Here is a 25307-nt window from a genome sequence, read left to right on the forward strand (position 1 = left end):
GAGTTCCAACACGCCGTCGACCCGGAACGACGGACCCTCCCGTACCCCGGCAGCGACTGAATGGGGCAGCGAAGACTCTTCGTCATCGGATGACGGTCGCCATCTCGACGAGCCGGCAGAGGGCGTTGACCTGACGCAATTGCTCCGGCGTCCGCACGGCTGCGTCCAGCAGCTGCTCGCTCATCACGACGACGGCCAGCGCCTTGGCGCGGGACACCGCCACGTTGAGCCGGTGCAGGTCGTAGAGGAACGAGACGCCCCGGGGCGCGTCCTCGGCCGACGTCGACGTCATCGAATACACGACGACCGGCGCCTCCTGGCCCTGGAACTTGTCCACGGTGCCGACCCGCGCGCCGTCGGGCAGCAGGCTCCGGATACGGGCGACCTGGTTGTTGTACGGCGCCACCACCAGCACGTCGTCCGCGCCGATGACCGACCGCTCCCCCGCCGCGTCGACCCAGCCGACGCCCTGCAGCGACCGCCACAACTCGGCCACCGCACGAGCCTCGTCGTCCGACGCAGCGGCGGCCGCGCGAGTGTGCTCCACGAACCGGACCGCCAGCCCACTGGCCCAGCCGTCCACCGCGATCCGCTCGCGATCGGCCGCCGACTCCAGCCGGCCCTCGTACGCGAGGTCCGACACGAACGCGGTCAGCGCCGGGTGCATCCGGTAGGTCCGGTCCAGGAAGACGCCGCGGTCCTCCGGCACGGTCGGGTGCCCCTCGAGCAGGTGCTCCAGCGCCGAGAGCCCCGACTCCCCCGGGTGTACGGCCTGCGTCGGCTGCGCCAGCTGCTGCGGGTCGCCAAGGAGAACCAGTGAACGAGCCGACCGGGCGACGGCGACCGCGTTGGCCAGCGAGAACTGCCCCGCCTCGTCGATCACCAGCACGTCGACCGCCTCGGCGAGGTCCTCCCGGCACCAGAACCACGACGTCCCGCCGACCAGCGACGCCGACCCGTCGAGCAGCCGGCCGGCCACCTCGCCGGAATCGCGAGACCACTCGACCCCCGGCGCCCCGCAGGCCTGGTGCTCCTCGCACTTCTGCAGCGCCGGCCGGCCCACGGCCTGCAGCACGTTGCCGATCACCGCGTGGGACTGCGCCGTGACGCCGACCTTCTTGCCGGCGTCGAGCAGCGCGCGGATCAGCCGCGACGCCGCCCGTGTCTTGCCGCTGCCAGGCGGCCCCTGGACGGCGAGCACCTGCCCGTCCAGCTCCAGCCCGAGCCGGACGACGGCGTCCCCGGCCTCCTCCCCCGGCAGCCGCCGGCAGTCGGCCGGGACAACGCGGTCGAGCAGCGCCTGTCCGAGACACGGCCGGCCGGCGAGGACGGCGTCCGCCGTGGCGACGATCGCCGCACGCATCTGCTTGTCGTCGAGCGGTCCCTCAGGGCCGAGCCCGCGGACGGCGCCCGGCTGCTTCGTGCTCTTGACGACGATCCGCCCGCCGACGGCGTCGAGCGCCCGCACCTCGCCGATGCGCGTCCGGGTGTCGACGTCGAAGGCCGGCTTGCCGACCGAGAGCTTGGCGTCCTGCGGCGGGAAGGTGAGCTCGTAGAGCTTGCTGCGCTTCTCGGTGCCGATCTCGACGGCGGCGGAGAGCCCGCCGAGCGCGGTGCGGTCCTCGACGAGCTGCTCGTCCTCCAGGTCACCGCGGCTGAAGAACTCCCACCAGCCGGGCCGGGCCTCGCGGCGGTGCCACTGCACGAGGTCGCCGAGCAGGTCGTGGCCCTTGGTCTGCAGCTGCTCGACCAGCGCCAGCTCCGCGACCTCGGCGTCCGACCGCGGCTTCGGCGCGTCGATCTCGGACAGCAGCGGGCGCGGCAGCTCGCCGTGCTCGGCCTCCAGCTCGGCCCGCTGGCTCTCCAGCCAGTCGTGCAGCTCGCGGGTGGAGTCGACGTCGTCGCGGTTGTAGTCGTGGATGGCCTGCAGGCGGGCCGGGTCGCGGTCGATCAGCCACTTCTCGTACTCGACGACGCTGGACATCGCGTCGGCGACGTCGCCGGTGTGCTCGCGCCCGTAGAAGGCCTCGACCTTCTTGATCGAGTAGGATTCCTTGCTGATCCGCATCGACTGGCGGACGACGGGATACAGGTCGACGAACCGCTCGGCGCGCAGCAGCTGGTCGAGCTCGGCCTCGCGGACGCCGTACCGGCCGGTGAGCCGCTTGAGCGCGCTGACCTCGTAGGCGGCGTAGTGGTAGACGTGCATGCTGGGATCGCCGCGCCAGGCGTCGACGATATGGTCGATCAGCTCCTCGACCATGCGGCGCTCCTCGGCGGCATCGTGCGCCCAGAGGGCGGTGAAGCGGTCCTCCCGGTCGCCGAGGCCGGCGAGGTACTCCAGGCCCTGGCCGTCGCCGGAGAGCGGGTCGCCCTCGAAGTCGAGGTAGAGGTCGCCGGGGCTGGGCGCGGGGAGTCGCAGCAGTCCCTGGGCCTGCTGCGGTGTGAGCAGGGTGCGGGTGGGCGCTCCGGCCTGCCGGCCGCGGAGCTGCTCGCGGGCCTGGTCGCGCAGCCGCTCGCGGGTGCCCCGAGTGATGCCGGTGGCCCTGAGGGTGTCGTCGTCGGCCGCGGCGAGCTGCTCGAGGGTGGTGACGCCGACGCCGTTGAGCGCCGCCCGGTGGTCGCGGCGCATGCCGGCGACGAGGCTGAGGTCGTCGCTGGTGCGCAGCTCGTCCTCGCACCGCGCCTTCCAGCTGCACTGACCGCAGTGCGCGACCGGGACGGGTGCGGTCTCCCCCGGGTCCGCGACGAAGCCCTCCAGCCGGGCACGGGCGCGGCGGGCGTAGGCGGCGACGTCGACCAGCCGCCAGGGTCGGGACTCGCCGTCGCCGGTGACGACGCAGATGCGCTCGGGCGTGCGGCCCTGGAGGGTGGCGAGCCGGTCGGCGTAGGTGGCCATCTGCAGCAGCGCCGGCACCTTGATGCGGCGGGCGAGCTTCGCGTCGGCGACCTCGTAGGACCAGTCGCCGAGATCCGACGGGGTGTCCGCCTTCAGGAGGAAGTCGGCCTGCCCGCCCCACGTGCCGTCGAACAGGTACGCCTGGTGGATGACGTCGACGCCGGCGCGCATCGCCTGGCGTGTGGCTGCCTCGCTGCGGCTGTCCCGCAACCGGACGACGTCGAGGCCCTGCTCCTCCAGCGACTCCAGGTAGCGGAGCTCGTGGGCGATGCCGAGGTCGGCGACGAGCACGGTCTGGTCGCTCACGCCCTCGGCCAGTGGCTGCACGTCACCGCCGGCCACCGCGACGTTGAGCGCGGTGAGGTGGTGGCACTCCTGGTGCCGGGTCAGGTCACTGGGGCTGAGGACCAGCCGCCCGTCGACGCGGTACACGGCGTCAGCCCTCCGTCGTGCGGACGACGGCGGGCAGGGATGAGTGCGGCAACGTTCCCCCGTGGTGCTGAATGCAGAACCTCAGGAGGCTGTCACGGACGGCGCCGTCCCTGAACTTCCCGCGCCGTCGCGGTGCTGCTCCGACGCGGGTCTGTGATCGGGCCGGGGGTCCAGCGGCACGGCTCGCGGTGAACGGGTCAGGGGGTCGGCGGCGGAGGGCGGTAGACCTCAGCGCGGTGGGCGATGCGGACGACGAGCACCGTGCGCGCGCTCTCGTCGATGTCGATGAGCACCCGGTAGTCGCCGCGGCGAGCACTGCGGAGACCCTCGAACTCACCGGTCAGCGGCTTGCTCAGGCGCTGCGGGTTCTCCGGGAGGACGGCAGTGATGAACTCGACGACGGCTACGGCGACCCGGGACGGGAGCTGGCCCAGCTGCCGGTGCGCCGCTGACGCGATGTGGACCTCGTACGAGGAACTCACCCGGGCAGGCCGTACTGCGTTCGAAGATCGGCAGCAGCCACGGTCTGCCCTTCGGCGAACTCCCGTCGCGCCTGCGCAACGTCCTCCCGGACGCCGGGCTGGGACAACCAGAAGATCGTCTCGTGCAACGAGTCCAGGTCTGACTTGGCCATCAGCACGGCCGCCTCACGTCCGTGCCGGGTGATCGTCACGATGTCGTGGGTCGTCTCAGCGGCTTCGACGAGAGCCGACAGCTTGTCCTTGGCCTCGCTCAACGGCACGGTCGTCATGCAGACATTCTAGCCGTAATTCTGGCTAGATATGTCCGCCTCGCGCCCGGCGGCCGACCGGGCTGGCCCGGTTCCGCGGCACACTGCCCGACGTGGGACGCCGGAAGCCCGGGAAGTACCCGTACGACTACACCCTGGGCGATGACGCACGATTCGCCGACAGCGGCGTCGGCGGCACGATGCGGGTGCTGCACGGCCCCGGCCGGGACATGGGGAGCACCGAGGGCGTGGTCTGCCAGGTGGACGTGCGGGGTCAGGACGGTGCCCTCCTGGACGACGCGGAGGCAGGCAAGCTCGGCAAGGAGCACCGCCTGCACGGGACCGCGCCCGGGGACCGGATCGACGCCACCGTGTCGGCGCACCACGCAGCCGGCCCGGACGGCGAGCTCACGGCCACGCGGACGGTCGTGCTCACCGGGGACCTCGACGACGTGGTGCGCTTCGGCGTCGGCCCCGGCTGGGAGCAGGTGGCCGCGGGGACGCCGGCGAGCTGCCATGGAGCCGACGACCCCGACGTCCCAGCTCTGGGGTGCCGGTGTGCGGCTGCGCGGGGCCCGCTCCACATGACTGCCACGGCCGCCCACGACAGGGCCGTCCCCCTCTAGCGTCGTCCCCCGGTGTCGAAGCACCACGGCAGGAAGCCCTCGAAGGACCGCGGCGCCGGTCCGCCGCCCGGCGTGCGACCGGCCGCACGGAATCACGCAGCCCGGACCTGATCGACGAGGTCGCCGGGGCGCTCGCCACCGGACAGCCCCTGGACCTGCTCGGGCTGACGAGCGCCGCGGATCGGAGCGCGCGACGACCAGCCGTCAGGTCAGGCCTTGGCGTACGTGTCGGCCGTCTTGCTCTCGAACTCCAACGCCACGAACGGTTCATCGCCCACGACCCAGGCGTCGTGGCCTGGTTCGAGACGGTAGGCGTCACCCGCACTGATGTCGGCTTCAGCGCCGTCGCTCGCGGTGACGTGGATCTTGCCGGAGACGACGTACCCCAGGTGCGCCGCCTGACAGGTGTCCGTACCGGCCACCGGCTTGATGCAGTCCGACCACCTCCAACCCGGTTGGAGGGTGTAGCGACCCACGGTGGTGCCGCCCAGGTGGACGACGCCCACGCTCGTCTTGTCCGGGGTCCGCGACTCGTCGGGGTGATCCATGCTCTTCGACTCGATGCTGGCCATCGCTGGTCGCCTCCTGACTTCGAGGAGTTGAGACGACCGGGCCGCGCCCGCGCTGCGCACTGAGATGCCCTGCCGCGTCGGGCGAGGGTGTCCGGCGCCATGCACTGTGCTCGCTGCACCCCCGCCGGTCAACGGCCGCGGCCGTGGGAGCGCCGGTCGTCCGGGTTCTCTCCCCTCATCCGGCTCCGGGCCGGACGGTCGTCAGACCCGTGCGACCACGCTTCGTGGTATCACCGCGCATCCCAGATCGGTACCATTGATGGGTGAGCACACAGATCGCCGTCCGGCTCCCCGAGGAGCTCGTGGAGTTCATCGACCGGCTGGTGTCCGAGGGCCGCGCTCCATCCCGCGCCGCCGTCGTCAGTCAGGCGCTCCGGCGGGAGCGGCGTCGCGAGGTCGCGGCTCGCGACGCGGCCATCCTGGCCGCTGCCGCCGAGGACGACGACCTGGACGCCCTCGCCGAACACGCTGCCCGGACGCCGCTCGACGACCTCGACTGATGCGTCCGATCCATCTCGCCCACCTGGACAAGACCCGGCCCGTTCTCGTGCTGACCCGGGAACTCGTGCGCCCGCACCTCTCGCGGGTCACCGTCGCCCCGATCACGAGCACGGTCCGCGGGCTGTCGACAGAGGTCCCCGTCGGACCGGACAACGGCCTGGACTATCCGAGCGTCATCAGCTGCGACAACGTCGTCACGGTGCCGAAGGCAGCGCTCGGTCGGCAGATCGGCCGACTGCTCCCCGAGCAGGAGCCGGCCTTCACCGCGGCTCTGCACGCCGCGTTCGACCTCGAGGACCTGCCCGCTCCTCGCTGAGTTCTCTCGCCGGCTCTCGCCCACCGTGTCCTGCCACGCTGTCGCCGCTGCCTCGGGGACAGTGGGACCCCGTGTCCCCCAGCACCCCTGACGCTCAGGTGTTCGAGCGGCTGTCATCCCTCCGCCAGCACCAGCAGGACGGCCGGCGGTCCCCGCACAAGCCCCTGCTCGTCCTCCTGGCGCTGGGGCGCCTGGCCGCCACCGGGACGAGCCGCCTGCCCTGGTCGGAGGCGGAGCAGGAGCTCGCCGACCTGATCGAGGAGTTCGGACCGACGTCGAAGACGGGCCGCGCCCAGAGCGCCGCCTTTCCGTTCACGAGGCTGCGGTCCGACGGCGTGTGGACGCTCGACCGCGATGTCCCCATGGACACCGTCGGCCCGCTCCGCGAAGGCGTGACGGGGCGGTTCGAGGCGTCACTGGAAGCGGCCCTGCGGAATCGTCCGGAACTCATCGCCGAGGCGGCGCGCGGCCTGGTCGAGAGCCATTTCCCGGGCACGGTGGCACCCGACGTCCTCGTTGCCGTTGGCCTGGACCCGGACTGGCTGGAGGGCAGCGGACCCGCTCGCGGTGCGAGCCCCGCTGACCGACGGCGGAGCAGCACGTGGCTGGCCGCCGTCATCGAGGCGTGGGACCGGCAGTGCGCCTTCTGCGGCTTCGACGGCGCCGCCGGCGGAGGCGTCGTGGGGATCGAGGCGGCGCAAGTCCGCTGGTTCAAGCTGGGCGGTCCGGACGACCTCGACAACGGGCTCGCCCTGTGCTCCCTGCACCACAAGCTGTTCGACCGCGGGATGCTCGGCCTGGACGACGACCTCGCCGTCGTCGTGTCCCGCCGCTTCTCCGCCCGGGCGCCCCAGGGCCGGACCGTGTACGACCTGCACGGCCAGCGGTTGCAGCCACGTCCCGGCACGCTCCTGCCTGCCGACCGGCATGTTGCCTGGCACCGGGAGCAGGTGTTCCAGGGAGTGGCGCTCGCCGGCTGAGCTGACTGCGTGCCTGTTCATCCTCCAGCGGTCTGATCGGCGGGTATCCGGTGACGCACGACGATCCTCGGCGCGTCGGACGGGAAGTAGGTCTCCCGGCGCTTGGCCAGGCGGGCGAGCTCCCAGTTCCACGGCACGCGGGCAGCCTTCTGCTCGTTGTGCCGTCGGCACAGAGCCTGCCCGTTCTCGATCGCGGTGACCCCACCACGGCTGTGCGGGTGGACGTGGTCCGCCTGCAGTCCCTCGGTCTCCCGGCACCGCCCGAGCAGCCAGGAGTGCCGTTCGCAACGACGACCAGCCCGCGCCAGGATCTCCGCTTTGTCGGACCGGGAAAACCCGCGCTGCGGATCCCGCGGGCAGCCGCCGTGGATCACCGAACGCGCAGTACGGATGGCGGCGCGGAGCGCCAAGAGCACAACAAGCCCGAGGAGCCACGGAGTCGCGACCAGTCCTTCGAGGACGTCGCCGAGCACTCCCGTGAAGAAGTCGGATGGCTCGAGGCCTGCAACTCCCGCGTCACCTGCGTCCGGGCTCAGATGCACGTTGGTGCTGTCGACCAGCGCGGCGGGGAGCTTGAGCGACAGGTCCCCAGACCGAAGGCACCTGTCCCCCACCCGAGCGTCGAACTCAGCAGATCGAGATTGTACAGTTACGTTGAGTTTATGGGGGACGCGCCCACTGGGCTGTACGAGCACCTGGTCACCGATCGGCTCAACAAGGACCTGGCCGCGACGGCTCCCGACCTGGTCCAACTCGGCACGCTCGACCCGGCCGACGCCCACGAGACGCTGACCCGCCACATCGCCGAGCTCGCGAGCCGGGCCCTACGGGCCGGCGGTGGAAGCGACGCATCGGCCATCAGTCGACAGGTCGAGCTGGCCAACCGGATCGTCGCGGCCATCGGCGACCTGTCGCCGGACGTAGCCGACATGGACGACGCCGTCGCGGATCCGGCCCGCACCCTCCTGGCGATCGCCCCGCCGAGCGGGGTACCTGGGCCCGCGTCGTTCCCCGAGCGACCGGCCGTCCCGCTCTCCACGAGCGCACTGCTGGTCAACGGCCGCGGCCAGCCGCGGATCGGCTACGAAGTCACCCGGGAACTGGCGTCGGCCGACCGGGTCGACCTGCTGTGCGCCTTCATCAAGTGGCACGGGCTGCGCGTCCTGGAAGACGCCCTCACCGATCTCCGCGAGCGCAGTGTCCGGCTGCGCGTCATCACCACCACCTACATGGGCGCGACCGACCAGCGCGCCCTCGACCGGCTCGTCGAACTCGGCGCCGACGTCAAGGTCTCCTACGAGACGCGGACGACGCGGCTGCACGCCAAGGCGTGGCTGTTCCACCGGGACACCGGCATGTCGACGGCCTACGTCGGCAGCTCGAACCTCTCCCGGACGGCGCTCATCGACGGCCTCGAGTGGAACGTGCGGCTGTCCAACGTCGAGCAGTCGCACCTGCTGACGACGTTCGCGGAGACGTTCGACAGCTACTGGGCAGACCCGTCCTTCGAGACCTACGAGCCGAGCCGTGACGGCGATCGGCTGCGGCAGGCCATCGCTGCTGAGCGCGGCGGGCCAAGCGACCTGCCCATCGAGATCGCAACGCTCGACGTCCGCCCCTTCGGCTACCAGCAGGAGATCCTCGACGAGCTCCAGGCCGAGCGAGAGGTCCACGATCGCTGGCGGAACCTCGTGGTGATGGCGACCGGAACGGGGAAGACGGTCGTCTCGGCCCTCGACTACCGGCGGCTGCGCACGGCGGGAACCGTCGAGCGAGTGCTGTTCATCGCTCACCGCGAGGAACTGCTGGTCCAGAGCCTGTCGACGTTCCGGCACGTGCTCCGCCAGGGGGACTTCGGCGAGCTCTTCGTCGGCGGCCAGCGGCCTCGGGAGTGGCGGCACGTCTTTGGCTCGGTCCAGTCACTGACCCAGTTCGACCTCGCCGAGCTCAACCCGAGCCACTTCGACATGGTCATCGTCGACGAGTTCCACCACGCCGAGGCCGCGACGTACCGCAGGCTCCTGGAGCACCTGCAGCCCAAGGTCCTCCTCGGCCTGACGGCAACACCCGAGCGGACCGACGGCGCCGACGTCCGGGGCTGGTTCGGCGGCCGGACGGCGGTCGAACTGCGGCTGTGGGAGGCGCTGGAGCAGGGCCTGCTCGCGCCGTTCCAGTACTTCGGCATCCACGACGACGTGGCGCTCGACCAGCTGCGGTGGCGGCGCGGCCGGGGGTATGACGTCGGGGAGCTGACCGACGTCTACACCGGCAACGACAAGCGCGTAAGGCTGGTCCTGCAGGCGGTCCATGACAAGGTGGCGGACCCGCGGCAGATGCGAGCGCTGGGCTTCTGCGTGAGCATCCAGCACGCGCAGTACATGGCTGAGCGGTTCACCGCGGCGGGGATCCACAGCCTGGCGGTCACCTCGACGACGTCCCGCGAGGAGCGAGCCGCCGCACTGACCGCCCTCCGCGACCGCACCGTGAACGTCCTCTTCGCGGTCGATCTCTTCAATGAAGGGCTCGACGTCCCGGCGGTCGACACCGTGCTGTTTCTCCGGCCGACCGAGAGCGCAACTGTCTTCCTCCAGCAGCTGGGCCGCGGCCTGCGACTGTCGGAGGACAAGGCCTGCCTGACTGTTCTCGACTTCATCGGCGCGCAGCGCAAGGAGTTCCGCTTCGACCTCCGTTTCCGGGCCCTGACCGGCACCTCACGGCGCGGCCTGCAGCGGGTGGTCGAGCAGGGCTTCCCCACCCTGCCGGCCGGCTGCCACATCGAGCTGGACCGGGTGGCGCAGCGGATCGTCCTCGACAACATCAAGCAGTCCCTCAACGTCTCGTGGAAGGGGCTGGTCGCCGAGGCGTCTGGCGCGCAGACGCCTGCGCTCGCCGACTTCCTGGAGGAGACCGGGGTTGAGCTCGAGGACCTCTACCGCGGCAGCGGCCGCAGCTGGCTGGATCTGAAGCGCGCCGCCGGCTGGGACGACTCGGTGCCCGGTCCGGACGACGCGACACTGCGGGCGGCGTTCGGTCGCATGCTGCACATCGACGACCTGGAACGACTGAGGGCTCTGCGGGAGCTGCTCGATGCGGCGAGCGCCCGTTCTGAGGTCGACGGCTCGGAGCGCATGCGTCGGCTGGCGGCGATGCTGCACTTCTCCCTGTGGGGTTCGCGGACGCCGTTCAGCAGCGTGGAGACGAGTCTCGAGCGTCTGCTGGCGAACCCCGGTCGAGCGCGAGAGCTGACCGAGTTGAGCGGCGTCCTGCACGACCGCATTCACCGAGTGACGCCGGCCCTGGAGGTTGCCGGAGACCGTCCGTTGCATGTGCACGCCCGGTACAGCCGCGACGAGGCGCTGGCGGCGTTCGGGATGGAGGACCTGAACGGCACGTGGGGCTCGGGGGTGCGCTGGGTGCCCGGCGACCAGGCAGACGTCTTCTTCGTGACGCTGGTGAAGACCGAGGCGCACTTCTCCCCCACGACGATGTACGCCGACCACGCCATCTCGCCGACGCTGTTCCAGTGGGAGTCGCAGAACGTGACGGCTGAGCGGTCGGCAACAGGCCAGCGGTACATCAACCACCGGGGGATGGGCACGTCGGTGCACCTGTTCGTCCGTGAGTCCAAGACGGCAGACGGGACGCTCGGGACGCCGCCGTACCTCTACGCGGGACCGATGTCCTATGTCTCACACGCGGGCGAGCGCCCCATGCGGATCCTCTGGCGACTGGAGCACGCACTACCAGCTGACGTCTTCCACGCCGCCAAGGTCGCCTGAGGCACGAGCTCGACGGCCGAGCTTCCGGAAGATCGAGAACAGCGTCCCCAGGTCGGTAGCACTTCACTGGCGCTCGGGCGCGACACCCCGGAACGAGGCAACTGGAAAACGTTCTCCGTTCCGCGCCAGCTTGCCCAGCACGGCATCGCTCAGATCCACGCCGGCCACATCAGCCAACCGCAGCAGGTACAGTAGAACGTCGGCCAGTTCGTCCCCGAGCCGCTCCCGCAGCGGTGGATCCGCTGTCATCGCACGCTCCGCTGGCAACCACTGCACGAGCTCGGCAACCTCGCCGACCTCCCCCGCGAGCGCGAGCGTCAGCGACTTGAGGTCGTGAAATCGCCCCCAGTCACGCGCGTCGCTGAACGCCCGCATCTGCCTCATCAGTTCCTCGAGATCCGCCACGCGTGGAGTATGGGTAACCGACTGCACCGACCGGCGCGTCTAGGCTGCTTGCTGCGGCCCGACTGGCTTCCGTCGCACGGACATGCCCCCACCCGCACGTTGATTCGTGCTGCCCGGGGACACGCCTTTGCCACTCCTTCGTACATCGGCCGCCGGCCTTCACACTCTTGCCCTGGCCGGACGGCTCGGGACCACACTGGCGACTCAAATGGCTCACCGCATGAGTCGCGCGACGTCCCCATCTGAGCTGCGCTCATGGGACGCCAGCCTGACGGCGCTGGCTGCGGACCTCATGCAGGCCGGCTTGGACGGCGTCGAAGTCCTGGTTGAGTACCAACTTCCGCTCTCGAGCAAGCGAGTCGACGTCGTGCTCGCCGGTGAGCACCCCCGGCGTGGCACTCCCTCCTACGTCGTCATCGAACTCAAGCAGTGGACTCAGGCCTCGCTGTACGAGGGGGAGCCCGAACTCGTCATCCAGCCTTCGTATGGACCGCGCCCCGTGCTCCACCCGGTAGCCCAGGTCCGCGGATACGTCGAGTACCTCATGGACTTCCTGGGGATCCTCCACGGCACCAGCGACGTCCTCACCGGTGTCGCCTATCTGCACAACGCAACTGACAGCCGAGTGGCTCCCCTGCGGGACTACCCAGAGGATGACTACAGCCGCTTTTTCACCGGCGAGGATCGCGGCGACTTCCTTGAGTTCCTTCGCAGCCGCCTCTCACCCGTCAACGCCCCCATCCATGCTGACCGGTTGCTCCGCTCGTCGGTCGCTCCAAGCAAGCAACTCCTTGCGGTCGCCGCGGAGGAACTCCGCACACGCGAGCAATTCGTCTTGCTCGACGAGCAGAGAGTGGCCTTCAACCTCGTCTTGCATGAAGTCGAGAAAGCGCAGCACGGCGACCACAAGAGCGTCGTCGTCATAACCGGTGGTCCCGGTAGCGGGAAGAGCGTGATCGCCCTGTCGTTGATGGGCGAGTTGGGTCGGCGTGGTGTGCGCGTCGTGCACGCCACGGGGTCCCGTTCGTTCACCCACACGCTCCGCAAGATCGCCGGCCACCGCGCTCCTCGTACGAGAGCGCTGTTCCGATATTTCAACCAATTCATGGACGCCGACCGAAATGGGCTCGACGTCCTCATCGCGGACGAGGCGCACCGCATACGCGACACGTCCGTCGACCGCTACACCCGCGCGGCACTGCGCACCAACCCACGTCGCCAAGTCGATGAACTCATCGACGCCGCTCGAGTGCCAGTCTTTCTGTTGGACCAGAATCAGGTCGTCCGGCCAGGCGAGATGGGCACCGTTGAAGACATCGAGAAGCACGCCCGAGAGAAGGGCCTCGACGTCCATCAGATTGACTTGAACGCGCAGTACCGCAGCGGCGGCAGCGCCGAGTATGTCGAGTGGGTCGAGCGACTACTTGAACTCGTTCCGGGTGGACCGGTGCCGTGGGAAGGAGACGAGCGGTTCGAGGTCCGGACGGCCTCATCCCCCTCCACGATGGAACAGGCACTGGCCGAAAAGCTCACCGCCCAACAGAACGCGCGCATCGCGGCCGGTTACTGCTGGACCTGGAGTGACCCGCGCCCCGACGGCTCGCTGGTGCCGGACGTGCGGATAGGTGACTGGTCGCGACCCTGGAATCTCAAGGGCGACCGTTCCGTCGGTGGAGCACCGCCGGCCTCTCTGTGGGCTAGCGATGAGCGTGGCTTTGGACAGGTGGGCTGCGTGTACACAGCGCAAGGTTTCGAGTACGAGTGGAACGGCGTCCTCTTGGGGCCGGACCTGGTCTGGCGCAGGGGCCGATGGGTCGCGGTCCGCAGCGCCAACCGCGACCCGGACTTTCGCAGCACCAAGCGGGTGAGCGACACCGAGTTCGATCTCCTAGTGCGAAACGTCTACAAAGTGCTGCTGACCCGCGGCCTTCGCGGCGTCTACCTGCATTCCACGGATTCTGAGACCCAACAGTTCCTCGAGCGACTCGTCAATTGACCGGTTGCCCCGAACCCGTGTTCGGTCGGCTCCCGACTCCCACCGGTCCGGGCGACCATCGGGTCCCCCATCGGACGTGTGTGCGGCTGCTCGCTCGCCCGACAGGGCGCTCGCCCTTCCGTGGGCGCGCAGCCTCTAAGACCGATGGGGTCCGAGGCTTCGCGTCCCGACCACCCGGGACTACCGTCCGATGGTGGGTTCCGCGGAGGACGGCCGACCGACGCGGGGACGGCTCGCCCGGACGGCGCGGCTCGCCGCACTTCCGGCCGCGTACGCCGGGCGCACCGCAGTCGGGATCGGCAAGCGGATCGGCGGCCGCCCCGCGGAGGTCGTTGCCGCGCAGGTGCAGCAGCGCACCGCCGAGCAGCTGTTCGCCACCCTGGGCCACCTCAAGGGCGGCGCCATGAAGGTCGCCCAGGCGTTGTCGGCCATGGAGTCCGCGCTGCCCGAGCAGCTGGCCGGCCCCTACCGCGACACGCTCGTCCGGCTGCAGGAAGCGGCGCCGGCCATGCCGACCGCGCGGGTCCACGAGCAGCTGGACCGCTCGCTCGGCCGGAACTGGCGACAGGTCCTGAAGAACTTCGACGACCACCCCGTCGCCGCCGCCAGCATCGGGCAGGTGCACCGCGCCACCTGGCGCGACGGCACGCCGGTCGCCGTGAAGGTCCAGTACCCCGGCGCCGCCGAGGCCCTCGTCGCCGACCTCGGCAACCTGCAGATGTTGACGCCGGTCATGAAGGCGGCCGTACCCGGCCTCGACGCCCGCGAGTTGTTCGCCGAGCTGCGCGAACGACTGAGCGAGGAGGCCGACTACCAGAGAGAAGCCCAGGCACAGCGAGACTTCGCCGACGCCTACCGCGGCGACCCCGACATCTGCGTCCCCAACGTGCTCAGAGTCCAGCGCCAGGTACTGGTCAGCGAGTGGGTCGGCGGCACTGCCCTCTCCCGCGTCATCACCGAGGGCACCCAGGACGACCGGGACCGCGCCGGTCAGCTCCTCGTCCGCCTCCTCGCCTCCGGCCCCGCCAGAGCCCACCGCGTGCACGGCGACCCGCACCCCGGCAACTTCCGCCTCCTGCCCGACCGGCGGCTCGGCGTCCTCGACTTCGGCTCCACCCAGGCCATGCCGCACGGCTGGCCCGGCCGGCTCGGCCCGCTGCTCGCCGCTGGCCGGGACGGCGACGCCGCGACCCTCCACCGCATCGCCTCCGGGCACCTCGTCCAACCCGGCAAGGTCACGCCGGAGGCCCTGCTCGACCTGCTCGACCCCTACTTCCAGCCGCTGCACAGTCCGGAATACCGGTTCACCCGCCGCTGGATGCAGGAGCAGACCCTGCGCGCCTCCGACCCGCTCAGCACCACCGCCCGCACCCAGCGCCGGCTGACCATCCCCCCGCGGTACCTGCTGCTGCAGCGGGTGGCCGCCGAACTGGTCGGCGTCCTCTGCTCGCTCGGCGCCACCGTCGCCGTCGACGCCGAGGTCCGCCGGTGGCTGCCCGGCTACGACACCACGAGCACGTAGCGCGGGACGTTCGGCACCGTTGTCCGCCGTCCCGGGGGCGAGGACGCTCGCCGGTGCGGCGACACCACGGAAGGCGCCGCACGGCACGAGAGGAGCCGGGAGATGTACGCCCGTTCCACCACCATGATGATCTTCCCCGCGTCGATGGACGAGGCCATCGCCTACATGGGCGACGAGGTCTGGCCGGCGATGCGCGACATGGACGGCTGCGTCGGCCTGTCGATGATGTGCGACCGCGAGAGCGGCAAGTACATCGCCACCTCGGCCTGGGAGGACCGCCAGGCCATGCAGGCCAGCGACGAGCACGTCCACCCCATGCGCGAGCAGATGGTCGACCGCTTCGGCGCCGGCGTCGCCGAGCCGGAGATCCAGGAGTGGGAGATCGCCGTCCTGCACCGCGAGCACGCCTCCGGCGACGGCGCCTGCTGCCGGGTCACCTGGCTGCGCACCGACCCGAGCCGGGCCGACCAGCTGCTCGACATGTACCGCACCCGCGTGATGCCGCGGATCCAGGAGATGCGTGGCTTCTGCAGCCTCAGCATGCTGATCGACCGCGAGAGCGGCCGCGCCGTCGGCACGGCCGTGTTCGAGAGCCGTGCCGCCCTCGAGGCATCCCGGGAGCAGGCCCGCATGCTGCGGGAGGAGAGCGTCCAGGCCATGGGCGTGGACATCCTCGACGTCGCGGAGATGGACTTCGTCCTCGCCCACCTCCGGGTGCCCGAGACCGTCTGAGCGCCAGGCAGCCGAGCGCCGAGCAATCGGCCCGTCGCACCGGCCGGTGCACCGCCTCACGGGTGAAACCCCGGACGGCGCGGCCCCCGGGACGTCTCGATCACGGCGCACTGTGCTACGGAAGTGCTACGGTCGTAGCCGTGAAGGTGGCCTCACGGGAGTTGCGGAACGACACTGCCGGCGTGCTGCGCCGCGCCGCCGCGGGCGAGTCCGTGCAGATCACGGTCAACGGCGAGCCGGTCGCAGAGCTCGGGCCGCTCCGCACCCGCCGGTCGCACTGGACGAGCCGTTCGTTCCTGCTCGAACGGCTCACGAACATCCAGGCCGATCCAGCTCTCGACGACGACCTGCGGGCCCTCTCCGGCGGAACGGATGAGCTCGGGCCGATCGAGTGACCCGCGGCCTGCTGGACACGAGCGTGTTCATCGCCCGGGAAGGCCGTGGACTGGATCTTGCACGGGTGCCCGACGAGGTCGCCGTCTCGGTCATCACCTATGCGGAGCTGCGCGCCGGCGTGCTCGCCGCCTCGAACCTGTCGGTGCGCTCCCGCCGGCTCACCACCCTGCAGACCGTTGCCGACCTGAACCCGCTACCGATCGACGCGCTCGTCGCCGACGCGTGGGCGGAGCTCCGACTGCGCATCGCCGAGTCGGGCAGGCGGATGAACGTCAACGACACGTGGATCGCCGCCACCGCGATCGCCCACGACGTCCCGGTCGTCACCCAGGACGCCGACTTCGACGTCCTCGCCGATCTCGCCGGGCTCCGCGTCATCCATGTCTGACGAGGGCCGGGCGGCAGTCAAGCGAACAGGCCGCGGATGTCCTCGGCCGTCAACGGGCCCGCCAGCGCGCCGTCGTCGTCCAGCACGCGGGCGGACAGGTCCCGCTTGCGCTCCTGGAGCGCCATCACCTTCTCCTCGATGGTCCCCGCGGCCACCAGCCGGTACACCATCACCGTCTTGTCCTGGCCGATCCGGTGCGTCCGGTCGACCGCCTGCGCCTCCACGGCGGGGTTCCACCACGGGTCGAGCACGAACACGTAGTCGGCCTCGGTGAGGTTCAGCCCGAACCCGCCGGCCTTGAGGCTGATCAGGAACACCGGGGCGTGGCCAGAACGGAACTCGTCGATCACCCGCCGCCGGTCCCGCGTGCTCCCGTCGAGGTACGCGTAGGGCAGGCCGTGAGCGTCCAACCGCGCGCGCACCGTGCCCAGGAACCCCGTGAACGAGCTGAACACCAGCGCCCGGTGGCCCTCGGCGACGACCTCCTGCAGGTGCTCCAGGAAGGCGTCGGCCTTGCTCGAGCGGATGCCGGCGTAGGCCTCGTCGACCAGTGACGCATCGAGGGCCAGCTGCCGCAGCAGCGTGAGCGACCGGAAGATGGTGAACCGGTTGCGGTCCAGGTCGTCGACGAGGCCGAGGACCTTGCGCCGCTCCCGCTGCAGGTGCGTGTCGTACACCTTGCGGTGCTTCGGGTTGAGCACCACCTCGAGCACCTGCTCCTGCTTGGGCGGCAGCTCGGCGGCGACCTGCTCCTTGGTCCGTCGGCGCATCAGCGGCCGGATCCGGCGGCGCAGCGCCTCCAGCACCTGCGGATCGCTCCCTCGCTCGATCGGCGTCCGGTAGTGCTCGGTGAACCGCTGTGGGCTCGGGAAGAGCCCGGGCGCCACGATCGAGAGCATGGACCACAGGTCCATCAGGTTGTTCTCCACCGGGGTGCCGGTGATCGCCAGCTTGAAGCGGGCCGGCAGGCGGCGTGCGGCGGCGTACGTCTTCGCCTGGTGGTTCTTCACAAACTGCGCCTCGTCGAGCACCAGCCCGCTCCAGGGCAACTCGCGGTAGTCGTCCTCGCCGAGGCGCAGCAGCGTGTACGAGGTGACGACCAGGTCGGCGCCCTCGACCGCCGCTGCCAGCGGCATGCCGAGCTTGCGGCCGGTGGCCTCGATGGTCCGGACGACGAGGCCGGGCGCGAAGCGGGCCGCCTCACGCGCCCAGTTCGACACCACGCTGGTCGGGGCCACCACGAGCACCGGAGCGGTCAGCGTCCCGATCTCCTTCGCCCGGCACACCAGCGCCAGGGCCTGGACGGTCTTGCCCAGCCCCATGTCGTCGGCCAGCACACCACCGAGCCCGACGTCCCACAGCACGGACAGCCACTGGTAGCCCTGCAGCTGGTAGGGCCGCAGCCGCGCGGCCAGCCCGGCGGGCGGGTCCGGCGGTGCGGCGTCGTCGACGTCGAGCAGCGCCCGGACGTCCCGCGCCCACCGCTCGCTCTGCTCGGCCACCACCCCGAGCTCCACGAGCTCGTCCCACAGCCCGGCCTGGTACCGGCTGATCCGCAGGCCCGGCCGCTCGGCGTCCTGCAGTGCCCGCGCCTCGTCGATCAGCGACCGCAGGCGGTCGAACTCGGGACGGCGGATGTCGAACCACGTCCCGCTGGGCAGCAGCAGGTGTTCCTCCCCCGCTGCCAGTGCCGCGAACAACGGGGTGAACGGGATGTCCTCGCCGTCCACGCTCACCGTGACGCCGAGGTTGAACCAGTCGCCGTCCTCGCTGTCGGTGGCCGACACCTCCACCACCGGATCCGCCTCGGACCGCCGGTAGTCCGGCGCCTCGCCGGTCACCTCGACGAGCACGCCGGCGTCCGCCAGCCGCGGCAGCACCTCGGTCGTGAGGACGACGGTGTCCATGCCGGCCAACTCAGCGGTCGGCGCCGGCCGCCGCTCCGGGCCTTCCCGCCAGAGCCCGGGCAACCGGTCCGTCGGCAGCGGCAGGGACCGCACCAGCCGCTCCTCGCCGGCGACGTCTCGACCGGGGTCCGGGGCGGCGCCGTCCTCCCCCGCCAGCGGCAGCCGGCGGACCTCCTCGCCCGTGCGGTACTGCACCGACCAGGTCAGTCGCACCCGGTGGTTCCCGGTGTGGTCGACCTGGAGGCACACCTGCGGGGGCAGGACCTCCGGCAGCTCCACCGACCCGTCCGACGAGCGGACCGGCAGCGCGCGGTGCAGTGCGGGGTAGAACCCGGTCAGGAAGCGGCCGCGGTCGGTCGCGGGCACCCGCAGCGAACCGGCGGCGAGCAGCTTCGCCGCGCGCCGCGGAACCGGCTGCACGGGCACGAAAAGCAGGCCCTTCTCGGGCACGAGGTCCGGGGGCAGCGCCGGATCGCCGGGGAGGAGGACGGCGCCGTGCGGCGGGCTGCCGAGCAGCCGCACCGCCTCAGCGGGGAGGCAGACACCGGAGCCCAGGTCGACCACCGGCTCGATGCGCAGGTCAGCGTCCCCGCGCAGGTCAGCGTCCCCGCGCAGGTCCACGGCGAGCGACGCCGGCGTCCCGGCCACCCGGACGGGACCGCCGCGAGCGCTCACGAGGGTCACCCCCTCGTCCACGACCTGCTGCAGGGCCGGCCACAGCGAGGGGCCGAACTCCTCGAGCCGCACCGGCTCGTCCCCGTAGCCGTAGCCGTAGTACCCGGGGCCGTCGTCGTCGGCCGCCCGGTGGGCTCGGTACAGCGCGCGCAGCGCGGCGGCATGCGAGGGATCGCGCTGCGCGTAGTAGTCGTACTGCAGGGCCCGCCAGGACACCCCCGTGCGGATCCAACGTCCCTTGGCGCCCGGTACGACCGGGCGCAGGCGGACCGACGTGGGAGAGGCGGCGGCCGGCGCCGCCTCCACCTCGAACTGCAGGCCGAGCGGGGTGCCCGCCCGCTGCCCCGACGGCGCGGGAGGCCGCACCAGGTCGGCGAGCGCCGTCTCCCAGCTCGGTACGCGCTCGGCTTCTGCCGCCGGCAGGGCGTCCAGGAACTCCGGCCGGCGATGAGCACGGCGGCGACGTGCTTGCAGTCCGCGCCGACGGGGCAGCTGCACTCGCCCCACCAGCGAGCGCCCACGGCGTGGAAGGCGACGACGGTCTCGTACCAGCGTCCCCCGCTGCCGATCACGGTGGCGTCGAACTCGCCGAGCTCGCGCGAGTAGGAGAGCTCGGCGACCCTGCCCTCGCTCGCGTAGGCCGCGCCGCGCTGGAACGCGCCGGAGCTCACCGAACGGCGGATGACGGAGTCGGTGAGCCTCGGCCGCAGCTCCTCCAGCACGCGCCCGAGGCTACGGCGGCCAAGGCTCCGGGAGCCGTCCGTCCACAGCCGTCCGGACGCGTTGGTGCATCGCGTCGTCGGACCGCAGTAGCGTCCGCCGTCGATGCCGAAGAGCAAGAAGCGAGCGAAGTCCCGCCGTCCGCAGCAGCGACGGGCGTCGCCCGAGACGTCGCTGCTGGACGCCCTGCGCGACGGCGTCGACTCCCCCACTCCCGGCCCGCTGCTCGGCGCCGTCGGCCTGCTGCTGTCCGTGGCCGCCGGGGCCGACGACCCGGGGGCCACGCTCGCCGACCTCGTCCGCAGCCTCTCCGCTGCCGACCGGGTCGAGACGTCGGCCGCCCTGCTCGCGATCGCGACCCTCACCGTGGACGCCGAGCTGCGCCGGCGGGTGCGCCGCGAGATCGCCGACCGCGGGCACGTGCTCCCCCGCTGGCTCGTCGAGCTCGACCGCAGCGAACCGGTCGACCGGGCGGTCGAGGTCAGCACGGTGTTCCGGGACGCCGACGAGCTGCTCGTGGGCGTCACCGTGCCCGGCGGCCACTCCCTCACCGCCGTCGTCCGCATCGACAACGAGCTCGGCGCAGTGGCGACCGACGGGTACGTCGTGCAGTCCCCGCTGGCGTCGGTCGTCCCGCTGCTGATCGAGGACGGCGACCCGGACGTCCGGGTGCGCGACGTCCCTCCCGCGGACGCGCGCGCCCGCATCACCGCGGCCCTCGCCGAGCTCGACCTCGGCCCCGGGCGGGTCGGGTCCGAGAGGCTGGTCGAGTCGCGCCCGCTGGTCGAGTGGATGCTGTCGCTGCTGCCCGAGGGCGGGCAGGGCTCCGTGCTGCGGGAGCTGTCGGCCGACGACCTCGACGAGGTCGCCGACGGCTTCCTCGCCGGTCCCTGGGGTTCCTCGTGGTCGGACGACGACCTGCGGCCACTCGTGGACGAGGTGCTGGCCGCCGGCAGCGCGAACGGCATCGGGGACCCGCTCGTCTGGAGCCCGTGGAACGTCGGCCGGCTGCTCGATCCGCGGCTGCCGTACCTCGACAGCACGACGCCGCACGTCGACCGCGCGCCGGACCTGCTCCGCGACCTGATCCGCCACGGGCACGCCGCGCGGGGCCTCCGGCAGGAACTCACGGACGACGCGCTGGCGGCGGTCGACGCGTCCGCCGACGCCTTCATCGCAGCCGTGCGCGCGCTGGACGACGAGCCTCTGACCTAGCCCACCGGTCGCAGCACCTGCAACGCGGTGGTCACGGCCGCCGCCGGAGCGTCTCGGCCGGCTGGACGCCGTAGCGCTCCCGGTACCGGGCCGCGAACCGGCCGCGGTGGGTGAACCCCCAGTGGTGCGCGATGGCCTCGACGGTGGTGGTCGCCGGGTCGGCGACGACCAGATCCCGGTGCGCGTACCGGAGCCGCACGTGGTGCAGGTACTCCGTCGGCGAGATGTCCATGGCCCGCTGGAAGCCGTGTTGCAGTCCGCGGACGCCGACGCCGCAGGCGCGAGCGATGTCGGCGACCGTCAGTGGCTGGTCGGCATTGGCCTCGATGTAGTCGCGCCCCCGCCGCACGACCGAGCTCCCGGCGGCAGCCACCGGTGCGGCCAGCTCGTCGCGGTACTCGTGCACGGCGGTCAGCAGCAGACCGGTCATGACGCTGTGGGCGAACGGTGCGGCCACCATCGGCTGGCGGACGAGGGAGTTCTCGTCGGCGAGGTCGGAGGCCATGGACCGGACCAGCGCCAGCCACTGCCTGCCGCGGCCGGTGGAGACGTCCATACCGAGGTCGAGATCGATCCGGCGGCGCAGCGGCCGGTCGAGCAGCTGCTCCATCGCGTGCTCGAGCGCCGGTTGCGCGATGCGCAGCGCCAGGACCGGGGCCGATGTCGCCCAGCCGGTGAACACGGCGGCACGGTCGGGAACGTGCACCACCGCGGAGCCCGGCCCGGCGACGGCTTCCTGGCCGGCGCTGGTCGCGGCCAGGGTGCCGGTGGTGGGGACGTTGACCTGGTAGTGGCCGTCGTGGGCGCTCGCGATGCGCACCTCGGTGTCGTATGTGAGCCAGCCGACGGTGAGCGGGCCCAGCGCGGCGGCGTCGAGGGTCATCGCAAAGCGGCTGGCATCACCGAGCACGGTGACCCGGTGGCTGTGAAACACCCGCGTGCCCACCTCACACGCCTCGTCGGGGTCGCCGCTGCGGACCGACACCTCCGGCAACGGCCGAGGGCGAGCCGGTTCGCGGAGTGCGGCCACGGCACCCCCTCCGGTTGGTCCGCCCGACGAGCGACGTGGGCCAGTATGCGACCAGTTGTCAGGGATCCGTTGTGGTCGGGGTCACGACCGCGGTCTCCTACGAGGGCGCCGCCGGTCGCCGGGTGTCCCCGACGGCCGGGCCGGGTGCCGGCACCGCCCACCGCGCGGCTGACGCCGCGCCGGGTCGGTCGCCGTCCCGACCGCCACCGACGAAGGAGTCCCCCGTGGCCCGTCTGCTGCCCCCTGGGCTGTCCGAGTCCGACTTCGACGCCGCGATCGCCCGGTTCCGGGACGTGGTCGGCGACAAGTACGTCGTCACCGAGGACGGCGACCTGGCCCGTTACCGCGACCCGTACCCGGTCGGCAGCGAGCCGGCGACCGGTGCCTCCGCGGCGATCTCGCCGGAGTCCACCGAGCAGGTGCAGGAGATCGTCCGGATCGCCAACGAGTACGGCGTCCCGCTGTCGCCCATCTCGACCGGCAGGAACAACGGCTACGGCGGCGGCCAGCCGCGGCTGTCCGGCGCGGTCGTCGTGAACACCGGCGAGCGGATGAACCGCATCATCGAGGTGAACGAGAAGTACGGCTACGCCCTTCTCGAGCCCGGGGTCTCCTACTTCGACCTGTACGAGTACCTGGAGGCGAACGCGCCGTCCCTGATGCTCGACTGCCCCGACCTGGGGTGGGGCTCGGTGGTCGGCAACACCCTCGACCGCGGGGTCGGCTACACGCCCTACGGCGACCACCTCATGTGGCAGACCGGCCTGGAGGTCGTGCTGCCCACCGGTGAGGTGATGCGCACCGGCATGGGCGCGGTGCCGGGCAGCACCACCTGGCAGTTGTTCCAGTACGGCTTCGGGCCGTTCCCCGACGGGCTGTTCACCCAGTCCAACCTGGGCATCGTCACGAAGATGGGCATCCAGCTCATGCAGCGCCCACCGTCGTCCACCACGTTCCTGATCACGTTCGACCGGGAAGAGGACCTGGCGCAGGTCGTCGACATCATGTTCCCGCTGCGCGTGAACATGGCGCCGCTGCAGAACGTGCCGGTGCTGCGCAACATCGTCCTCGACGCCGGCGTCGTCTCCAAGCGCACCGAGTGGCACGACGGGGACGGCCCGCTGCCGGCCGAGGCGATCGAGCGGATGAAGTCCGAGCTGGGCCTGGGCTACTGGAACCTCTACGGCACCGTCTACGGCCCGCCCCCGGTCGTCGAGCAGTACCTCGGCATGATCCGCGACGCGTTCCTCCAGGTGCCGGGCTCGCGGTTCTCCACCCACCACGACCGCGACGAGGCCACCGACCGCGGCGCGCACGTGCTGCACGACCGGCACCGCATCAACAACGGCATCCCGTCCCTGGACGAGATGAAGCTGCTGGAGTTCGTGCCCAACGGCGGGCACATCGGCTTCTCCCCCATCTCGGCGCCGGACGGCGCGGACGCGCTGCGGCAGGCGCAGATGGTGCGGCAGCGGGCCGACGAGTACCGCCAGGACTACGCCGCCCAGTTCGTCGTCGGGCTGCGGGAGATGCACCACATCGCGCTGCTGCTGTTCGACACCACCAAGCCGGAGCAGCGCCAGCGCGCCCTCGACCTCGCACGGGTGCTCATCGACGAGGCCGCCGCCGAGGGCTACGGGGAGTACCGCACCCACAACGCCCTCATGGACCAGGTCATGGGTACCTACGACTGGGGTGACGGCGCGCTCCGGAGGTTCCACGAGACCATCAAGGACGCCCTCGACCCCAACTCGATCATGGCACCGGGCAAGTCCGGCATCTGGGGCCGCAAGTACCGCGACAAGGGCCTCTGATTCGCGGCTTCCGCGCGGCCGTACGTGAGGACCTCCCCTGCTCACTGACCTGCGGGAATTGTCAGACCCCGTGGCTAGCGTGCAGCCATGGAGGACGGAGGGGTGCCGCGGCCGCCGGACGACGGCGCGCCGGTGCCCGTCCTGCCCTCGGAGGTGGTGTCGCGGGAGTCGGCCGAGCTGGAGCTGGTATGCGACATCTGGTCGGCCGACGCGCACATGGCGCGCGAGCACGCCCGGCAGGCCGCGACCATCGCCGAGCTGGCCCGCCGGCGCTCCGTCTCGCGGGATGCCGCCTTCGGCCCCCGGGGCGGGCCGGGGCCGGACTCCCGCGGGATGCGCCCGGCCGCCCTCGCCGACGTGTCCGACGACTTCGTCACCGAACTGGCGCTGATCCGGCACTGCTCGGAGGCCGAGGCCGGCCGGCTGGCGGCCGAGTCGCTGCTGCTCACCACCAAGCTGGCGGCGACCTGGTCGGAGCTGTACGCCGGACGGCTGACGGTCCACAAGGCGCGGATCCTGCTCGACCTGCTCGGCGACGCCGACGACGAGGTCGCCGCCGGGGTCCAGATGCGGGTGCTCCCGGACGCCGAGGAGTGCCCACCTGGCCGGCTGGCCGACCGGGCCCGCTACCACCTGTACCGGCTGGACGCCGACGCGAAGGAGCGCCGCCGGAGGGAGGCCGAGCGCCGGGCCGACGTGCACGTCGAGCGCACCGCCGACGACCTCGGCCGGCTGGTCGTCGAGGGGCCGCTGCCGGCTGTGCACGCCGCCCGGGACGCGGTCGACCAGTACGCGCGGTGGATGCGCGCCGACGGCGACGCCCGGCCCATCGGCGTGCTGCGCTCCGCCGCGGCGCTGGACCTGATCCTGCGACCGTGGGACACCAGCCGCCCATCGGTGACCGCGCAGCTGCACCTCCACGTCGCGATCTCCTCGCTGCGGCACGATGCCCCGGCCGGCGCGGCCCCGGCGGAGCCGGACGGGTAGCTGATCTCCGCCGCCCAGTGCCGCGAACTGCTCGCCGCGCTGGACGGGCTGGACCTCGGGTCACCGCCGACGGGCGGGGCCGTCCACGTCGCGATCGACGACGCGGTCACCGGAGAGACCCTCGCCGTGGCCAGTCGCGCCGAGCTCCGCCGCGCCGCCGGACAGGGCCGACGCATCCGGCGCCGCGGCCGCGAGGGGAGAACCGGCACCGCCGATGGCTCCGAGCTGGACAGCGGGACAGCGGGTGGGCCGCAGCGCGGGCCCGGCCTGCGACCCCCGCCGCCGACCCGCGCCTACCGGCCCACCGCCGCGCAGCGCCGCCTCGTCACCGCCCGCGACCGGCACTGCCGCATGCCCGGCTGCCGCCGCCGGCCCGGCCGCCACGACGTCGACCACGGGCACGCGTACGCCGCCGGCGGGCCCACCGCCTGCTGGAACCTCTGCTGCCTGTGCCGGCGGCACCACCGGATCAAGACCTTCGCCCGCGGCTGGTCGTTCACCCTGCTCTCCGATGGCCGGCTGGTGGTCCGCACGCCGTCCGGGGTCTGCCGGACCACCCGCCCGCCCGGCTGGTGCCACGACCCCGAACCCGACCCACCCTGGCTCGACGACCTCGCGCCACCCGATCCGCTGCGCCGGTGACGGGCTGATCCGCCGCCCGTCCGTCCCCTGGGACGAGCACTGC

The 25307-nt window shown here is 71.8% G+C and carries 23 protein-coding genes; 14 read left to right on the forward strand and 9 right to left on the reverse strand.

Going from position 1 to position 25307, the window contains the following annotated elements; genetic code table 11:
• Window positions 1-82: 82 nt before the first annotated feature.
• The 3 genes from CRP39_RS17390 to CRP39_RS17400 form a co-directional block, all read right to left on the reverse strand.
• On the reverse strand, window positions 83-3331 hold the full coding sequence (locus tag CRP39_RS17390) for a TM0106 family RecB-like putative nuclease (protein WP_097207650.1): 3249 nt from the start codon (window positions 3329-3331) through the stop codon (window positions 83-85).
• 197 nt (window positions 3332-3528) lie between these two features.
• Window positions 3529-3813: a type II toxin-antitoxin system RelE family toxin gene (locus tag CRP39_RS17395; RefSeq protein ID WP_097207651.1), complete on the reverse strand. Its 285-nt coding sequence runs from the start codon at window positions 3811-3813 to the stop codon at window positions 3529-3531.
• Window positions 3810-4082, reverse strand: a complete 273-nt coding sequence (locus CRP39_RS17400) for a type II toxin-antitoxin system Phd/YefM family antitoxin (RefSeq protein ID WP_097207652.1) — start codon at window positions 4080-4082, stop codon at window positions 3810-3812. The genes CRP39_RS17395 and CRP39_RS17400 overlap by 4 nt, the downstream gene beginning before the upstream one ends.
• Window positions 4083-4174: 92 nt before the next feature.
• Here CRP39_RS17400 and CRP39_RS17405 point away from each other — a divergent pair, with 92 nt between their 5' ends.
• Complete coding sequence (locus CRP39_RS17405) at window positions 4175-4687, forward strand: hypothetical protein (RefSeq protein WP_097207653.1); 513 nt, start codon at window positions 4175-4177, stop codon at window positions 4685-4687.
• 209 nt (window positions 4688-4896) lie between these two features.
• Here CRP39_RS17405 and CRP39_RS17410 read toward each other — a convergent pair whose 3' ends face one another.
• On the reverse strand, window positions 4897-5259 hold the full coding sequence (locus CRP39_RS17410) for a cupin domain-containing protein (RefSeq protein ID WP_097207654.1): 363 nt from the start codon (window positions 5257-5259) through the stop codon (window positions 4897-4899).
• A gap of 263 nt (window positions 5260-5522) precedes the next feature.
• Between CRP39_RS17410 and CRP39_RS17415 the strand changes: the two genes are divergently transcribed.
• The 3 genes from CRP39_RS17415 to CRP39_RS17425 all read left to right on the forward strand — a co-directional run bounded on the left by CRP39_RS17415 (window position 5523) and on the right by CRP39_RS17425 (window position 7056).
• Window positions 5523-5759: a ribbon-helix-helix domain-containing protein gene (locus CRP39_RS17415; protein WP_097207655.1), complete on the forward strand. Its 237-nt coding sequence runs from the start codon at window positions 5523-5525 to the stop codon at window positions 5757-5759.
• Window positions 5759-6076, forward strand: a complete 318-nt coding sequence (locus CRP39_RS17420; protein ID WP_097207656.1) for a type II toxin-antitoxin system PemK/MazF family toxin — start codon at window positions 5759-5761, stop codon at window positions 6074-6076. The genes CRP39_RS17415 and CRP39_RS17420 overlap by 1 nt, the downstream gene beginning before the upstream one ends.
• Before the next feature lie 71 nt (window positions 6077-6147).
• Window positions 6148-7056, forward strand: coding sequence for a phosphorothioated DNA-binding restriction endonuclease (locus CRP39_RS17425; protein ID WP_097207657.1), 909 nt, complete (start codon window positions 6148-6150; stop codon window positions 7054-7056).
• A 17-nt stretch (window positions 7057-7073) separates the two neighbouring features.
• Here CRP39_RS17425 and CRP39_RS17430 read toward each other — a convergent pair whose 3' ends face one another.
• On the reverse strand, window positions 7074-7598 hold the full coding sequence (locus CRP39_RS17430; protein WP_172442497.1) for an HNH endonuclease: 525 nt from the start codon (window positions 7596-7598) through the stop codon (window positions 7074-7076).
• A 120-nt stretch (window positions 7599-7718) separates the two neighbouring features.
• Between CRP39_RS17430 and CRP39_RS17435 the strand changes: the two genes are divergently transcribed.
• A complete protein-coding gene (locus CRP39_RS17435; RefSeq protein WP_097207659.1) occupies window positions 7719-10835 on the forward strand; it encodes a DEAD/DEAH box helicase in 3117 nt (1038 codons plus the stop codon).
• 63 nt (window positions 10836-10898) lie between these two features.
• Here the strand turns inward: CRP39_RS17435 and CRP39_RS17440 are convergent, their stop codons facing one another.
• Window positions 10899-11240 (reverse strand): nucleotide pyrophosphohydrolase, encoded by a 342-nt coding sequence (locus tag CRP39_RS17440; protein WP_245853941.1) that lies wholly within the window; start codon window positions 11238-11240, stop codon window positions 10899-10901.
• A gap of 208 nt (window positions 11241-11448) precedes the next feature.
• Here CRP39_RS17440 and CRP39_RS17445 point away from each other — a divergent pair, with 208 nt between their 5' ends.
• From CRP39_RS17445 to CRP39_RS17465, 5 genes are all read left to right on the forward strand, one after another.
• Window positions 11449-13236 carry a DUF2075 domain-containing protein gene (locus CRP39_RS17445; protein WP_097207660.1) on the forward strand — a complete coding sequence of 596 codons (1788 nt, stop codon included), beginning with the start codon at window positions 11449-11451 and terminating at the stop codon, window positions 13234-13236.
• Window positions 13237-13429: 193 nt separating this feature from the next.
• Entirely contained in the window at window positions 13430-14758 is a 1329-nt protein-coding gene (locus tag CRP39_RS17450; RefSeq protein WP_245853942.1) for an ABC1 kinase family protein, read from the forward strand.
• A 102-nt stretch (window positions 14759-14860) separates the two neighbouring features.
• The gene (locus CRP39_RS17455; RefSeq protein ID WP_097207662.1) at window positions 14861-15490 is read left to right on the forward strand and encodes an antibiotic biosynthesis monooxygenase; all 630 of its coding nucleotides are present in this window, start codon (window positions 14861-14863) and stop codon (window positions 15488-15490) included.
• A gap of 140 nt (window positions 15491-15630) precedes the next feature.
• On the forward strand, window positions 15631-15885 hold the full coding sequence (locus tag CRP39_RS17460) for a type II toxin-antitoxin system Phd/YefM family antitoxin (RefSeq protein ID WP_172442498.1): 255 nt from the start codon (window positions 15631-15633) through the stop codon (window positions 15883-15885).
• Window positions 15882-16274, forward strand: coding sequence for a type II toxin-antitoxin system VapC family toxin (locus CRP39_RS17465; RefSeq protein ID WP_172442499.1), 393 nt, complete (start codon window positions 15882-15884; stop codon window positions 16272-16274). Before CRP39_RS17460 ends, CRP39_RS17465 begins: the two co-directional genes overlap by 4 nt.
• A gap of 17 nt (window positions 16275-16291) precedes the next feature.
• On the opposite strand, the gene CRP39_RS27740 is transcribed toward CRP39_RS17465, so the two are convergent.
• Both CRP39_RS27740 and CRP39_RS27745 read right to left on the reverse strand, forming a co-directional pair.
• Window positions 16292-18181 (reverse strand): DEAD/DEAH box helicase, encoded by a 1890-nt coding sequence (locus CRP39_RS27740; RefSeq protein WP_342744241.1) that lies wholly within the window; start codon window positions 18179-18181, stop codon window positions 16292-16294.
• Between the two features lie 680 nt (window positions 18182-18861).
• Window positions 18862-19788 (reverse strand): SWIM zinc finger family protein, encoded by a 927-nt coding sequence (locus CRP39_RS27745; protein ID WP_245853963.1) that lies wholly within the window; start codon window positions 19786-19788, stop codon window positions 18862-18864.
• Between CRP39_RS27745 and CRP39_RS17475 the strand changes: the two genes are divergently transcribed.
• Window positions 19682-20791 carry a hypothetical protein gene (locus tag CRP39_RS17475; protein WP_097207663.1) on the forward strand — a complete coding sequence of 370 codons (1110 nt, stop codon included), beginning with the start codon at window positions 19682-19684 and terminating at the stop codon, window positions 20789-20791. The genes CRP39_RS27745 and CRP39_RS17475 overlap by 107 nt on opposite strands.
• A gap of 31 nt (window positions 20792-20822) precedes the next feature.
• Here the strand turns inward: CRP39_RS17475 and CRP39_RS17480 are convergent, their stop codons facing one another.
• Window positions 20823-21821, reverse strand: coding sequence for an AraC family transcriptional regulator (locus tag CRP39_RS17480; RefSeq protein WP_097207664.1), 999 nt, complete (start codon window positions 21819-21821; stop codon window positions 20823-20825).
• A 224-nt stretch (window positions 21822-22045) separates the two neighbouring features.
• Between CRP39_RS17480 and CRP39_RS17485 the strand changes: the two genes are divergently transcribed.
• The 3 genes from CRP39_RS17485 (at window position 22046) to CRP39_RS17495 (ending at window position 25264) form a co-directional block, all read left to right on the forward strand.
• A complete protein-coding gene (locus tag CRP39_RS17485) occupies window positions 22046-23635 on the forward strand; it encodes an FAD-binding oxidoreductase (RefSeq protein WP_097207849.1) in 1590 nt (529 codons plus the stop codon).
• Between the two features lie 87 nt (window positions 23636-23722).
• The gene (locus CRP39_RS17490; protein ID WP_143426687.1) at window positions 23723-24622 is read left to right on the forward strand and encodes a DUF222 domain-containing protein; all 900 of its coding nucleotides are present in this window, start codon (window positions 23723-23725) and stop codon (window positions 24620-24622) included.
• A gap of 126 nt (window positions 24623-24748) precedes the next feature.
• Window positions 24749-25264 (forward strand): HNH endonuclease signature motif containing protein, encoded by a 516-nt coding sequence (locus CRP39_RS17495; protein WP_097207666.1) that lies wholly within the window; start codon window positions 24749-24751, stop codon window positions 25262-25264.
• Window positions 25265-25307 lie beyond the last annotated feature (43 nt).

The sequence above is a fragment of the Geodermatophilus sabuli genome, assembly GCF_900215145.1.
Lineage (GTDB): Bacteria > Actinomycetota > Actinomycetes > Mycobacteriales > Geodermatophilaceae > Geodermatophilus > Geodermatophilus sabuli.